Annotated in this window: 12 protein-coding genes; 6 read left to right on the top strand and 6 right to left on the bottom strand. The window is 71.9% G+C overall.

Annotated features, from left to right (window positions below; translation table 11 throughout):
* The first annotated feature begins 47 nt into the window (after nt 1–47).
* Complete coding sequence (locus J7E97_RS30390; protein ID WP_215033981.1) at nt 48–1,232, top strand: ABC transporter ATP-binding protein; 1,185 nt, start codon at nt 48–50, stop codon at nt 1,230–1,232.
* Nucleotides 1,229–2,095 (top strand): ABC transporter permease, encoded by an 867-nt coding sequence (locus J7E97_RS30395; protein WP_215033983.1) that lies wholly within the window; start codon nt 1,229–1,231, stop codon nt 2,093–2,095. The genes J7E97_RS30390 and J7E97_RS30395 overlap by 4 nt, the downstream gene beginning before the upstream one ends.
* Nucleotides 2,096–2,134: 39 nt before the next feature.
* Here J7E97_RS30395 and J7E97_RS30400 read toward each other — a convergent pair whose 3' ends face one another.
* Nucleotides 2,135–2,476, bottom strand: coding sequence for an ATP/GTP-binding protein (locus tag J7E97_RS30400; RefSeq protein WP_215033986.1), 342 nt, complete (start codon nt 2,474–2,476; stop codon nt 2,135–2,137).
* A gap of 241 nt (nt 2,477–2,717) precedes the next feature.
* Between J7E97_RS30400 and J7E97_RS30405 the strand changes: the two genes are divergently transcribed.
* Nucleotides 2,718–3,773 (top strand): LLM class flavin-dependent oxidoreductase, encoded by a 1,056-nt coding sequence (locus J7E97_RS30405; protein ID WP_215033987.1) that lies wholly within the window; start codon nt 2,718–2,720, stop codon nt 3,771–3,773.
* 162 nt (nt 3,774–3,935) lie between these two features.
* Here J7E97_RS30405 and J7E97_RS30410 read toward each other — a convergent pair whose 3' ends face one another.
* Nucleotides 3,936–4,328, bottom strand: coding sequence for an SCO5389 family protein (locus J7E97_RS30410; RefSeq protein ID WP_215033989.1), 393 nt, complete (start codon nt 4,326–4,328; stop codon nt 3,936–3,938).
* A 219-nt stretch (nt 4,329–4,547) separates the two neighbouring features.
* On the opposite strand from J7E97_RS30410, the gene nucS reads away from it, so the two are divergent.
* The gene (gene nucS, locus J7E97_RS30415) at nt 4,548–5,219 is read left to right on the top strand and encodes an endonuclease NucS (RefSeq protein ID WP_215033991.1); all 672 of its coding nucleotides are present in this window, start codon (nt 4,548–4,550) and stop codon (nt 5,217–5,219) included.
* 97 nt (nt 5,220–5,316) lie between these two features.
* Here nucS and J7E97_RS30420 read toward each other — a convergent pair whose 3' ends face one another.
* The 3 genes from J7E97_RS30420 to J7E97_RS30430 form a co-directional block, all read right to left on the bottom strand.
* On the bottom strand, nt 5,317–7,941 hold the full coding sequence (locus tag J7E97_RS30420; RefSeq protein ID WP_215033993.1) for an ATP-binding protein: 2,625 nt from the start codon (nt 7,939–7,941) through the stop codon (nt 5,317–5,319).
* 191 nt (nt 7,942–8,132) lie between these two features.
* Nucleotides 8,133–8,456, bottom strand: coding sequence for an STAS domain-containing protein (locus J7E97_RS30425; RefSeq protein WP_215033995.1), 324 nt, complete (start codon nt 8,454–8,456; stop codon nt 8,133–8,135).
* Between the two features lie 194 nt (nt 8,457–8,650).
* The gene (locus J7E97_RS30430; RefSeq protein WP_215033997.1) at nt 8,651–9,499 is read right to left on the bottom strand and encodes a 3-hydroxyacyl-CoA dehydrogenase family protein; all 849 of its coding nucleotides are present in this window, start codon (nt 9,497–9,499) and stop codon (nt 8,651–8,653) included.
* 231 nt (nt 9,500–9,730) lie between these two features.
* On the opposite strand from J7E97_RS30430, the gene J7E97_RS30435 reads away from it, so the two are divergent.
* Both J7E97_RS30435 and J7E97_RS30440 read left to right on the top strand, forming a co-directional pair.
* The gene (locus J7E97_RS30435; protein WP_215033999.1) at nt 9,731–10,303 is read left to right on the top strand and encodes a cob(I)yrinic acid a,c-diamide adenosyltransferase; all 573 of its coding nucleotides are present in this window, start codon (nt 9,731–9,733) and stop codon (nt 10,301–10,303) included.
* A gap of 312 nt (nt 10,304–10,615) precedes the next feature.
* Nucleotides 10,616–12,469, top strand: coding sequence for a glycoside hydrolase family 18 chitinase (locus J7E97_RS30440; RefSeq protein WP_215034001.1), 1,854 nt, complete (start codon nt 10,616–10,618; stop codon nt 12,467–12,469).
* Nucleotides 12,470–12,641: 172 nt separating this feature from the next.
* Here J7E97_RS30440 and J7E97_RS30445 read toward each other — a convergent pair whose 3' ends face one another.
* Nucleotides 12,642–13,088, bottom strand: coding sequence for a DUF2550 domain-containing protein (locus tag J7E97_RS30445; RefSeq protein ID WP_215034003.1), 447 nt, complete (start codon nt 13,086–13,088; stop codon nt 12,642–12,644).

Genomic DNA, 13,088 nt, shown 5'->3' on the forward strand with positions numbered 1-13,088 from the left:
CCCTTACGCGGGCGAGAGTCGTCCCGGCCTGGTAAGGGGCAGAGCACATGATCGAGGCAGTCGGCCTGACCAAGCGCTTCGGCGCGAAGACCGCCGTCGACGACCTGTCCTTCCAGGTCAGGCCCGGTCACGTGACGGGATTCCTGGGGCCCAACGGCTCCGGGAAGTCCACCACCATGCGCCTGGTCCTGGGCTTGGACCGCCCCACCTCGGGCCGGGTCACCATCAACGGCCTGCCCTTCCGCGAGCTGCCGAACGCCCAGCGGCACGTCGGCGCCCTCCTCGACGCCAAGGCCATGCACGGCGGCCGCCGGGCCCGCACCCACCTCCTGGCGACCGCCCAGCTCTCGGGGATCCCCGAGAAGCGGGTCGATGAGGTCCTGGGCGTCGTGGGCCTCCAGGACGTCGCGCGACAGCGCACCAAGGGCTTCTCGCTCGGCATGGGCCAGCGCCTCGGCATCGCGACGGCCCTGCTCGGCGACCCCCAGGTGCTGCTCTTCGACGAGCCGGTCAACGGTCTCGACCCCGAGGGCATCCTCTGGGTCCGCAACCTGATGCGCCAGCTCGCCGCCGAGGGCCGCACCGTCTTCGTCTCCTCACACCTGATGAGCGAGATGGCGCTGACCGCCGACCACCTGATCGTGATCGGCCGGGGCCGGCTCCTCGCCGACATGACCACCCAGGACTTCATCACGCACAATTCGGCCGGATTCGCACGGGTGCGCACCGCCGATACCGTCCCGGCCGGCCGGGACGTGCTCGGCTCCACGCTCACCAAGGCGGGCGGCCGGGTGCTCAAGGAGCCCGACGGGGCCCTGCGGGTGACCGGGCTGGAGCTGCCCCGGATCTCCGATCTCGCGCACCGGGCGGGCGTACGGCTGTGGGAGCTGTCGCCGCACCGGGCCTCCCTGGAAGAGGCGTACATGCGGATGACCCAGTCCTCGCTCGAGTACACCTCCACCGAGGACCCGCGGGCCGAGCTGTGGGAACCGGATCCGCTCAGCCTTCCCGAGTGGGAGGAGGACGCCGTCCCCGCCCTCGACGTTCCACGGGCGGGCTTCTTCGCGCCTCCGCCGCCCGGCTCGGACGGACGGCCGTTCCTGATGCCCGCCAGCCCCGGCGAACTGACCGCCTCCGCCCCCGGTCACGCCCCCGAGCTCTCCCCCGAGCCGGTGCACTCCCCCGCACGGACCGCCGCCGAGAACGCCGAGAACGCCGAGGACACCCGATGACCGCCCCGATGACCACGGCCGCCGCCGGGGAGCGGCCGCAGCCGGCGAACTACACGTCGCCCCTGCCGGTCTCCCGGCCCCACCTGGGGCACGCGCTGGCCTCCGAGTGGACCAAGCTGACGTCGGTGCGCTCCACGATGTGGACGCTCGGCTCGCTGGTGCTGCTGGTCGTTGGCCTCGGAGGTCTGGTCATCCTGCAGACCGCCTCCCGCGACTACGAGCAGATGCCGTTCACCACCCCCGCCCTCTTCGGCCTGCTGGTCGGGCAGCTCTCGGTGATGGTGCTCGGGGTTCTCACGATGACCTCCGAGTACGGCACGGGACTGGTCCGCACCACCTTCACGGCGGCCCCCGACCGGTACCGGGTACTCACGGCGAAGTACCTCGTCTTCGGCACCACCGCGTTCCTGACCACCGCCGGCTCGGTCTGTCTGGTGGGGCTGACCGCTTCGATCCTGCGCGACGGTCCGGGCTCCGGTCCGCATCCGGGCAACGAGTGGGCGGCCGGGCTCCTGGGCAGCTTCTACGTCACCCTGCTCGGCGTACTGGCCCTGGCGGTCGGGGCGCTGGTACGGCACTCCGCGGGGGCGATCGCCGTGATGCTCGGCCTCGTCACGCTGCCGCCGGTGATAGGGGCGGTGCTCAGCATCTGGGAGGCCCTCGCGCCGCTCGGCCGCGCCCTGCTCCAGTACAACGCGCCGGTGGCGCTGATGCAGTTGTTCGGGATGCCGGCCGGCGCCACCGACCCGTCGAACGGCGAGGTCCCCGTTCCCGGGGACCTGAGCCACCTGATGCTGATCCTGCTGGTGACGGTCGCCGCGGTCGCCGGCTCGTACCTGGTGGTCGGCCGCCGGGACGTCTGACCAGACGCCGTACGCCGTGTGACGCGCGGGGCCCGGGTCTCAGTACTTCGGGGCGTTGCGGGACCGCTGCACCTTCGAGGTGCGGCGGTCCTTCGCGTTCCAGCAGGCCTTGTGCCAGTGCCTGCGGTCGTCGACGCCGCCGTACTCCGGCCAGGCCACCAGGTGCGGCGTGCCGGAGGGGATCTCCTGGTCGCAGCCGGGGCAGCGGTAGCGCTTGCCCGCCGCGCTCGCACCCGCGACGTGCCGGACCTTCCAGACCTCGCCCTGGTACTCCTCCATGCGCTCCAGCCCGTACCGGTCCAGACTCCCCGGGCCCGAGCCCTGGTCCGAACGATCGGCTGGCTTCTCGCCGCCCCTGGGGCGGTTGTGGCGCGGTGACACGTATACCTCACGGATGGGCGGACGGCAGTGACTTTCTCTCAGACTACGCGCAGCGAAGCCGGGTACCCGCAGGGTGGCTGAAGGATGACCCTCGAGACCGACCATCCGAAAGCGCGACTGGCCTGACAATCCCAATAACCTTCCTGTCAGGCCGTGCCTTTGGCACGTGTCAGACGTTGTTGCCGGTATGGAAACCGGTCCGCCTGGGGAGGCCGCGTCAGCCGCGAGGAGGCTAAAGGCGATGCGCGTAGGAGCATTTGTACTGGCGGCCCAGTTCCCGGGCCAGGGGCAGGGAGAGGCACTGCACCGGGCGGTCCGGACCGCCGAGGTGGCCGAGGAGGCCGGCCTCGATTCGGTCTGGATCGCCGAGCACCACTTCGTGCCGTACGGGGTCTGCCCGTCGGCGGTGACGCTGGCGGCCCTCTTGCTGGGCCGCACCCGGCGGCTGCGCGTGGGCACCGCGGTGAGCGTGCTGCCGAGCACGCATCCGGTGGCCCTGGGCGAGCAGGCGGCCCTGCTGCACCTGACGTCGGAGGGCCGGTTCACCCTGGGGGTGGGCCGGGGCGGTCCCTGGGTGGACCTTGAGGTCTTCGGCGGCGGTCTCGACGCGTACGAGAACCGCTTCCCGCAGGACCTGGACCTGCTGCGCCGCTGGCTGACCGAGCCCCGGGTGGGGACGGCGCCGGGGCTGGGCACGGGGGCCGGGACGGATGCCGCCGGCGAACGGTACGGCTTCCGCGAGGTGGCCGTCGTACCCCGTCCGTCGGAGGCGCTGGACGGCGAGGGGAACGGGCCGGAAGTGATCGTCGCCTGCACCTCTCCCGCATCGGTCCGGCTGGCCGCCGAGCGCGGCCTGCCGATGCTGCTGGGCATGCACTGCGGGGACGAGGACAAGGCCGCGATGGTCGAGCTGTGGCGTCGCACCGCGCGGGCCGCGGGCCGTTCGCCGGAGGCGGGCCACGTATCGGCCGGGGTGTGCCAGCTCGCGGACCGGACGGCGGACGCCCGGGAAACGCTGCTGAAGGCGATGCCGGGCTGGCTCAAGCAGGGCCTGGACGCGCACGTGACGGTGGACGGGCGACAGCGGGCGATGCGGGATCCCGTCGCCTACACGGAGCTGCTGTGCGATCTGCACCCCGTCGGCACTCCGGAGCTGGCCGCGGACCGGCTGGCGGCCACGTCGGAACGTACGGGCATCACGCGGTTCGCCCTGCTGACGGAAGGCTCGGGAGACCTCGCCTCGACGGAGGAGAACCTCCGGCGCCTCGGCGCGGAAGTCGTGCCGGGGCTCGGCTGACACCAGGGCCACGGCTCGGGACCGGGACCAGGGCTGCCGCTCCGTTGGCACCGGAGCGGCAGCGGACACCGGTCGGACGTCGTACCTCACGCGTCGTACGCAAGTGCGGTCCTGCGTACTGCGGGCCTGCCGCTCCAGCGATCTGCCGGTCTGCCGGTGTTGCTAGCAGTCCCGCAGTTCAGGCGACTGGTTGAGCAGCTGACCGCGGATCGAAGTGAACTTGGCCAACCGGTCGTCCACCGAGGAGTCCAGCGGGAACACCGCAACCCGGTGGCAGTTCTGGAAGGCCAGGCGCACTCCGAAGTGGCGCTGCAGCGCCCCCCGTATCGCGTCACTCGCAAGAGCGCGGAGCAGCTGGCCACGCGCCTGCTCGTCGGGCGGAGGCGTCTGGTTGTCGGCGAACTGTCCGCCGTCCACCTTCAGCTGGGCCACGAGCGAGCTGACCATCTCCCATGCGTAAGGCAGGGAGGTCCGGACGCAGTCGACGAAAGCGGCTTCGTCGACCTCGCCTCGCTCGGCCTGTTCGAGTAGGGCCGGTGAGACGTCGAGCGACATGGGTTCTCCTCTCGCGACCCCGGTGATTTGGTTGCCGGGGTCTTACGGTCAGGGAGGGAGATCGCAACGCAGTGTGTACGCGTCGCAACCTCCCGCTCACCACGGTAGGCGCCCGGTGGGTACCGCACCAGGAGAATGCGCATACAACGCGCCATCCGCGAAGGGGGCTTTCGGGGGCGAATCGCGTGCGGGCCTTCTCGTCGAGTAGCGTTGCCGACCATGCGTCTCGTCATTGCCCGTTGCTCCGTCGACTATGCGGGCCGGCTCACCGCCCATCTGCCCTCGGCACCCCGTCTGATCCTCGTGAAGGCCGACGGCAGTGTCTCGATCCACGCGGACGACCGGGCGTACAAACCGCTCAACTGGATGTCGCCGCCGTGCACCCTCAAGGAGGGGAGCGGTGACGAAGCCGGCGTCTGGACGGTCGTCAACAAGGCGGGCGAGAAGCTCATCATCACCATGGAGGAGGTCCTCCACGACTCCTCGCACGAGCTCGGCATCGACCCCGGCCTGATCAAGGACGGCGTCGAGGCCCACCTGCAGGAACTCCTGGCCGACCGGATCGACACCCTCGGCGAGGGGTACACGCTGATCCGCCGCGAGTACATGACGGCGATCGGCCCCGTGGACATCCTGTGCCGGGACGGCGGCGGCGCGACGGTGGCCGTGGAGATCAAGCGGCGCGGCGAGATCGACGGCGTCGAGCAGCTCACGCGCTACCTGGAGCTGCTGAACCGCGATCCGCACCTGGCGCCCGTCAAGGGCATCTTCGCGGCCCAGGAGATCAAGCCCCAGGCCCGCGTCCTGGCGACGGACCGCGGCATGGAGTGCGTCGTCCTCGACTACAACGCCATGCGCGGCATCGAGGACGACAAGCTCCGCCTGTTCTGACGGGCACGAGGGGCGCGGCGGGGCGGAGAACGGGTCGGTTCGACCGGCGCCCCGACCGGTCGGGGCGGTTCGGCCGGTTCGACCGCGACCCGACCCGTCAGTTCCCCGACCCCGCCGTTCCCGACGGCCCCGTCGATGTCGTGGGATCGGACGTCGGGGGGGTCGGAGCCGCGCTCGTGGGCTCCGACGTGATCGGTGACGGCGAGGACGGGCTCGAAGACGACGGCGGCGGAGGCGGGTTCCCCGGACTCGACGACCGCGGGGTCGGCGAAGGCTTGCGCGACGGGGTCTTCCGCGGCGACGGGCCCGTACTCGGCTCCGCCTGGGCGGGGGCCGAGGTCTGCGGATCCGGTGCGACAGGATCGTTCCCGCTCGGGCCCGGCTCGCTGGGGGCGGTGTGCGACTCCGGCGTGGTCGGGGTGACCGAGACGCCCGGACCCCGCACCGGGGGCGGCGGCGCGTCCTCGGACGAGGCCATCGCCAGCGCGACCACCGTGCCGATCACCACCACGGCCAGTGCCCCGGCCGCGGCCAGCAGGATCGGCTTGCGGTGGGACTCCCGCTCGGGCTGCGGCTTGGCGGGAAACGGGACCGGCTCCGGCTCCGGCTCCGGGGCGAGGGGGAACGCGTTCTCGAACACCTCCGCCAGCGTCACGGGCGAGACCGAACCCGGCGGCGCGATGGCGGGTATGACCGTGGTCGCCGCTTCCGAAGCTCCCGGCGCCACCGGGGCTCCCGGAGCCACCGGGGCTCCCGGAGCCACCGGGCCCCGCGGAACCGACGCACCCGCGGACCCCTGCGGAGCCGCCGCGCCCAAGGGCTTCACCAGAGCCCCGGCGGAAGCCGGAAGCGAAGCCGGGCCCGCGGCCCCGGGTACGGAACCGGCCCCGGGCACGGTACGGGGCTGCGCGGCCGCGGACCCCGCCGCGGACCCGGACCCAGCCGCCGTTCCCGCCCCGGCCGTAGACCCAGCAGCCGTTCCCGCCCCGGCCGCAGACCCGGCCGCCGTTCCCGCCCGAGCCGCAGACCCGGACCCGGCCGCCGTTCCGGCCTCAGCCGCCGTCCCGCCCCCCGCCGCGCTCGGCGGAGCCAACCGCAGCGGCGGCGACACCTTCACCCCCGCTTTCTCCCGGTCGGTGACCAGCGCCAGCGCACGCCGCCCCGCGACGGTCCCCCGCTTGTCGGCGAGGGCCCCGCGCAGCCCGATCGAGGCCTCCAGCTCCGCCCGCGCCCGGTCGAGCCGTCCCTCGCACAGGGCCAGTACCCCGAGTTCGTGGTGGAAGTACGCCTGCTCCGCGACCTCTCCCGCCTTGCGCGCGGCCTCCGCGCCGGAGCGCAGCACCCGCTCCCACGCCTCCCAGTGCAGCGAGGCCGCGAACGCCGGGGCCGCCGTCCGGGCCAGCAGCACCGCGGCCACGACGTCGGCCCCGGCCAGCGCCGCGAGCACGGCGTCGGCCTCGGCCGCGATCCGTTCCGGGGTCACCGAGGTGTGCCCGGTCCACCAGGCGTAGTGCCGGGCGGCCGTACGGGCCCCCTCGGCCGCGGAGTCCCCGTACCCGGCCTCCTCCAGCTGCCGGGCGACCCCGGCGGCCAGCCGGTAGCGCGTCCCGACGGGGGTCAGCAGCCCGCAGGCGAGCAGCTCCCCCACGGCCAGGTCGGCGTGCGTGTCGCCGACCAGCGCCGGCAGGTGCGCGTGGTGCGGCAGCTCCCCGCCCAGCGCGCAGGCGATCCGCAGCGCGGCCCGCGCCGACTCGCTGACCCGGGAGGCCAGCAGTTCCGCCGGGGCGGCGCCCTCGGCGAGGGTGGGCAGCGGTACGAAGGACGCGTCGCGCGGGCGCTCCTCGAAGACGCCGGGCTCCTCGTCCTCGTCCACGCCGTCCGCCCGGTTCAGCTCGTCGCGCCGGCGCAGCAGCGCGGCGGCCTGTACGAAGCGCAGCGGCAGCCCTTCGGAGGCGAAGCGCAGGTCCCCCGCCCAGGCCGTTTCCTCCTCGGTCAGGGGGCGCCCGATGCCCTCCTCGAGCAGGGCCACGCAGTCGGTGCGGGCCAGTCCGCCGAGGAACACCTGTTCCAGGTGCGAATCGTCCGAGGGGGCCCGGGTGTCGGGGGTGGCGGCCAGCAGGTAGGCGCACTCCGGCGTGGCTCGCAGCAGTTCGTCGAGCGCGGGGCCGCCCATGTCGAGGTCGTCGAGGAGGACGACGGCTCCGATCCGCCGTACCCGGGCGAGGAGTCCGGTCCGGTCCGGCCGCTCCGCCGGGGCCTCGTAGACGGCCGCGTACAGGGCGTGGAGCAGCTCGCCGGCCTGCTGGTGCCCGTGCGCGGAGAGCCGTACGACTCCGTCGGGGGCCATGTCGTGGCAGGCCTCGGCGACGGAGTCGAGCAGCGCCGTGCGCCCGGATCCGGGCGGTCCGGTCAGGCGTACGGAGCGGCCGCGCCCGAGGAGCAGTACGAGGCGTTCGCGCTCCTCCTCGCGGCCGAGCAGCCGGCGCGGGCCCGCCGGGGCGCCCGGCGGTACGGGGGGCCGTGCCGCGGCCGCGGCCGAGGTGCGGGCGGCGGGGGTGCGCTTGGCCGGAAGGCGGGCGGGCTCGCCGCCGGGGCGGTGGGTCGGCTCGATCTCGCTGCCGTCGACGGGGTTCACCGTGAGGGTGAAGTCCCCGGCGGTCAGCGTCACGACCCGTGCGGGTGCTTCCGCCGTCTCGGCAGCCTGCCCCTGAGTGCGGTCCATGACCAAGTCCCCCGATCGCGCCCTGCGCCGTCGTCGCCGTCTGCTGCCCGGCCTTCGCTCACGCCGCTGTCGCTACTGGTCCGGTTTCCGCCCGAACCCTAGACCGTGCCCGGCCGCGCGGGAACGGCCGGGGTGCCTTCACCACCGGACCGTTACGTTTCCGCAGGTTGTGTAAACCCCAGGTCCACGGATCAGACGCGCGGCAGGGACTCCGCTTCGAGGCCGCCCTCGATCGCGAGGATCCGGTGCAGGCGGGTGGCGACGAGCAGTCGCTGCATCTGCGGAGGAACCCCGCGCAGGACGAGCCGCCGCCCGGTCCGGCCGGCCCGGCGGTGTGCGCCCATGATCACGCCGAGGCCGGTCGCGTCCCAGGAGTCGAGCCCGGTGAGGTCCAGCACGAGGTCGCCGTGACCGTCGTCGAGGGCGGTGTGCAGGGCCGTACGGGCGTCCGCCGCGCTGCGCACGTCGAGGCGGCCCCCGACTGCGAGTTGGGCGTGATCGCCCCTGATGTGCATGTGTGCTCCCGGCAGTGCGGTACTGCGTACGTATGGTCCGACTGGTCCGTGATCGGCAACTCTCAATGCAACTGACTGCCTCCGGGGCAGGGAAGTTGCCGACCGTGAGCGAACCGATACCTAATTCACCCCGAGGGGTGAAGAACGGTGTTCGAACGCACCGTTCCGGCCCGGCGCCCGCGCCTGGCCACGGTTCAGTGCTTGTAGAAGCCCTGACCGCTCTTGCGGCCGATGTCGCCCGCGTCCACCATGCGGCGCATCAGCTCCGGCGGCGCGAACTTCTCGTCCTGGCATTCGGTGTAGATGTTGCTGGTGGCGTGCAGCAGGATGTCGACGCCGGTGAGGTCGGCGGTGGCCAGCGGGCCCATGGCGTGACCGAAGCCGAGCTTGCAGGCGATGTCGATGTCCTCGGCGGACGCGACGCCCGATTCGTACAGTTTGGCGGCTTCGACGACCAGCGCGGAGATCAGACGGGTCGTCACGAAACCGGCCACGTCGCGGTTGACCACGATGCAGGTCTTGCCCACGGACTCGGCGAACGCGCGGGTGGTGGCGAGCGTTTCATCGCTCGTCTTGTAGCCGCGCACGAGCTCGCACAGCTGCATCATCGGGACGGGCGAGAAGAAGTGCGCGCCGACGACCCGCTCCGGACGCTCGGTCACGGCCGCGATCTTGGTGATCGGGATGGCCGAGGTGTTGGAGGCGAGGATCGCGTCCTCGCGCACGAGCTTGTCGAGCGCGCGGAAGATCTCGTGCTTGACCTCCAGCTTCTCGAAGACGGCCTCGACGACGATGTCGGCGTCGGCGACCGCTTCCATGTCGGTGCTCGTGGTGATGCGGGCCAGCGCGGCCTCGGCGTCCTCGGCGGTCAGCTTGCCCTTCGAGACGAACTTGTCGTACGAGGCCTTGATCCCGTCGGTGCCCCGGGTCAGCGCGGCGTCGGTGACATCGCGCAGCACGACGTCCCAACCCGCCTGAGCGGAGACCTGCGCGATTCCGGAACCCATCAGTCCGGCACCGATGACGGCGAGCTTCCCAGCCACTGCACACCCCACGCTCTTCAATACGACACGGCCTTCGGTACGGCACGGCCCTCGATACGGAACGGTCGCGCACCTTCTCCGGCGGAGACTAGCGCCCGTGGGGGGCGGTGTGACCGCGAAGTAACACGCGTCACGTCTCAGATGACGGACATCACACCGGTACGGCTCAGCAGCGCGCCAGGGCCCTCCAGTTGGCCCGCGCGCTCCTTCGTCCCCAACTACGCTGACGGCATGGTGAACCTCACGCGCATCTACACCCGCACCGGCGACAAGGGCACGACGGCCCTCGGCGACATGAGCCGGACCGCCAAGACCGACCTGCGGATCTCCGCCTACGCCGACGCCAACGAGGCCAACGCGGCCATCGGAACGGCGATCGCACTGGGCGGACTGTCCGCCGATGTCATGAAGGTCCTGGTCCGGGTGCAGAACGACCTGTTCGATGTCGGCGCGGACCTGTGCACGCCGGTCGTCGAGGAGCCGCAGTACCCTCCGCTGCGCGTCGAGCAGTTCTACGTCGACAAGCTGGAGGCTGACTGCGACCGCTTCAACGAGGAGCTGGAGAAGCTCCGCAGCTTCATCCTCCCCGGCGGCGCCCCGGGCGCGGCCCTGCTCCACCAGGCCTGCACGGTGGTCCGCCGCGCGGAGCGCTCCACCTGGGCGGCGCTGGAGGCGCACGGCGACGTGATGAACCCGTTGACGGCCACCTACCTCAACCGCCTCTCCGACCTCCTCTTCATCCTGGCCCGTACGGCCAACAAGGAGGTCGGGGACGTCCTCTGGGTCCCCGGCGGCGAACGCTGACCACCGCCCAGCGGCCTCGGGAGGTCGGCACCGCCGGTAGATCTCCCGGCGGTGCCCCACCTCATGATGGTCCAAGCGGCCGTAGGGGCGCAGGAGTTGGGCGCCCAGTCGAATCCGGCTGGAAGTGCATTCGAGGTTGCCCATGGAAGGTCTGGACCTCTTGACGGTTGGTCCAGACCTTTCTACTCTCACGCACAACTGTGGTGAGCGTGCCATGACAAAAAATCATGTCGGGCCCGCTCACGGGCGGCGCAGGTCCCACCCCATGCCGCGGCCGTCCCCACGGCCGCGACGGACCTCGGAGGAGCACCCTTGAGCACAGCACCCCCACGACGCGCACCGTTTTTCCGAAGAGTGGCGGCCGCCCTGGCCGTGCTCACCCTGCCCCTCGCCGCACTGGTGGCCATCGCCGCCCCCGCCGAGGCCGCGGCCTCGGCGACCGCGACGTACACCAAGGTCTCCGACTGGGGCTCCGGCTTCGAGGGCAAGTGGACGGTGAAGAACACCGGCACGACCACCCTCAGCAGCTGGACCGTGGAGTGGGACTACCCGTCCGGCACCGCCGTCACCTCCGCCTGGGACGCCACCGTCACCAGCTCGGGCACCCACTGGACCGGAAAGAACGTCGGCTGGAACGGGACCCTCGCCCCGGGCGCCACCATCAGCTTCGGCTTCAACGGCACGGGCCCCGGCGCTCCCGCCGGCTGCAAGGTCAACGGCGGCTCCTGCGACGGCACCACCACCCCCACCGACAACCCGCCCGGCGCCCCCGGCACCCCCACGGCCAGCGGCGTCACGGACACCGGGCTGACCCTCGGCTGGTCGGCGGCCACCGACGACAAGGGCGTCAAGAACTACGACGTCCACCGCGGCGGAGTCAAGATCGCCACGGTCACCACCCCCTCGTACACCGACTCGGGCCTGACCAAGGGCACCACGTACCAGTACACCGTCACCGCCCGCGACACCATCGACCAGACCGGGCCCTCCTCCGGCACCCTGTCGGTGACGACCACGGGAGGCACCACCCCGCCCGACCCGGGCAACCCGGGCTCCACCGTCAAGCTCGGCTACTTCACCGACTGGGGCGTCTACCAGCGCAACTACCACGTGAAGAACCTGGTCACCTCGGGCACCGCCTCGAAGATCACGCACATCAACTACGCCTTCGGCAACGTCCAGGGCGGCAAGTGCACCATCGGTGACGCCTACGCCGACTACCAGAAGACCTACGACGCCTCCTCCAGCGTCTCCGGTGTCGCCGACACCTGGGACCAGCCGGTGGCGGGCAACTTCAACCAGCTGCGCCAGCTGAAGAAGAAGTACCCGAACATCAAGGTCCTGTACTCCTTCGGCGGCTGGACCTGGTCCGGCGGCTTCGGCCAGGCCGCGGCCAACCCCGCCGCCTTCGCCCAGTCCTGCTACGACCTGGTCGAGGACCCGCGCTGGGCCGACGTCTTCGACGGCATCGACATCGACTGGGAGTACCCGAACGCCTGCGGCCTCTCCTGCGACACCAGCGGGGCCGCCTCCCTGAAGAACGTCCTCTCCGCACTGCGCACGAAGTTCGGCGGCAGCAACCTGGTGACCGCCGCGATCTCCGCCGACGGCTCCAACGGCGGCAAGCTCGACCTCGCCGACTACGCGGGCGCGGCCCAGTACGTCGACTTCTACAACGTCATGACCTACGACTTCTTCGGCGCGTGGGACGCCAAGGGCCCCACGGCCCCGCACTCCCCGCTCACCTCGTACACCGGCATCCCGATCGCCGGCTTCAACTCCGAGGCCGCGATCACCAAGCTCAAGGGCAAGGGCATCGCCGGATCCAAGCTCAACCTCGGCATCGGCTTCTACGGCCGCGGCTGGACCGGCGTCACCCAGGCGACCCCCGGCGGCACCGCCACCGGACCGGCCCCCGGCACCTACGAGCAGGGCATCGAGGACTACAAGGTGCTCAAGGGCAGCTGCCCGTCGACCGGCACCATCGCCGGCACGGCGTACGCCAAGTGCGGCAGCAACTGGTGGAGCTACGACACCCCCGCCACCATCGGGGGCAAGATGAGCTGGGTGAAGCAGCAGGGCCTCAGGGGCGCCTTCTCCTGGGAGTTCAGCGGTGACACCGCGAATGGCGAGCTCGCCACCGCGATCCACACCGGCCTGCAGTAGGCGCCGCGCGCCGGCCCGGTGAAAGACGAAGCCGGGGAGACGGGTCCGCCCCCGTCTCCCCGGCTTCTCCTTCTTCACGCGCCGCTCGCACGGCTCGGCCCCGGGGGCCTCCCCGGCTTCGCGGCGCTGCGCCGGACTCCGTCCGGCGGGGACACACCGGCGCCGCCGGGCCTCAGGCGACGTTCACCCTCTGCCCGGGAGGCGCCGCTTCGAGCCACGCCAGGAAGCCGGTCAGCGCGTCATCGCTCATCGCCAGCTCCAGCCGGGTCCCCCGGTGGCGACAGCGGAGCACGACGGCATCGGACAGCAGGGCCAGCTCCTCCTCGCCCTCGGGAGCGCGGCGGGCGATGACCTCGATGGAGGACCGCTCCAGCAGCCGGCGCGGCCGGGGGGAGTAACTGAAGACGCGGAACCAGTCGATGCGGTCACCGCTGTAGCGCGCGACCCCGTACACCCAGCCCTTGCCGGAGATGTCGAGCTCTTCGGCCACGCCCCAGCGCAGGCTGCAGTCGAAGGTGCCGCCGGAACGCTGGATCAGCCTGCGGCGCAACGCGAAGACGAACAACCCGATCACCACCAGGGCTACGACCAGGCCGCTCACAAGCAGAGCGAGGAGCAT

The sequence above is a fragment of the Streptomyces sp. ISL-66 genome (genome assembly GCF_018614135.1).
Lineage (GTDB): Bacteria > Actinomycetota > Actinomycetes > Streptomycetales > Streptomycetaceae > Streptomyces.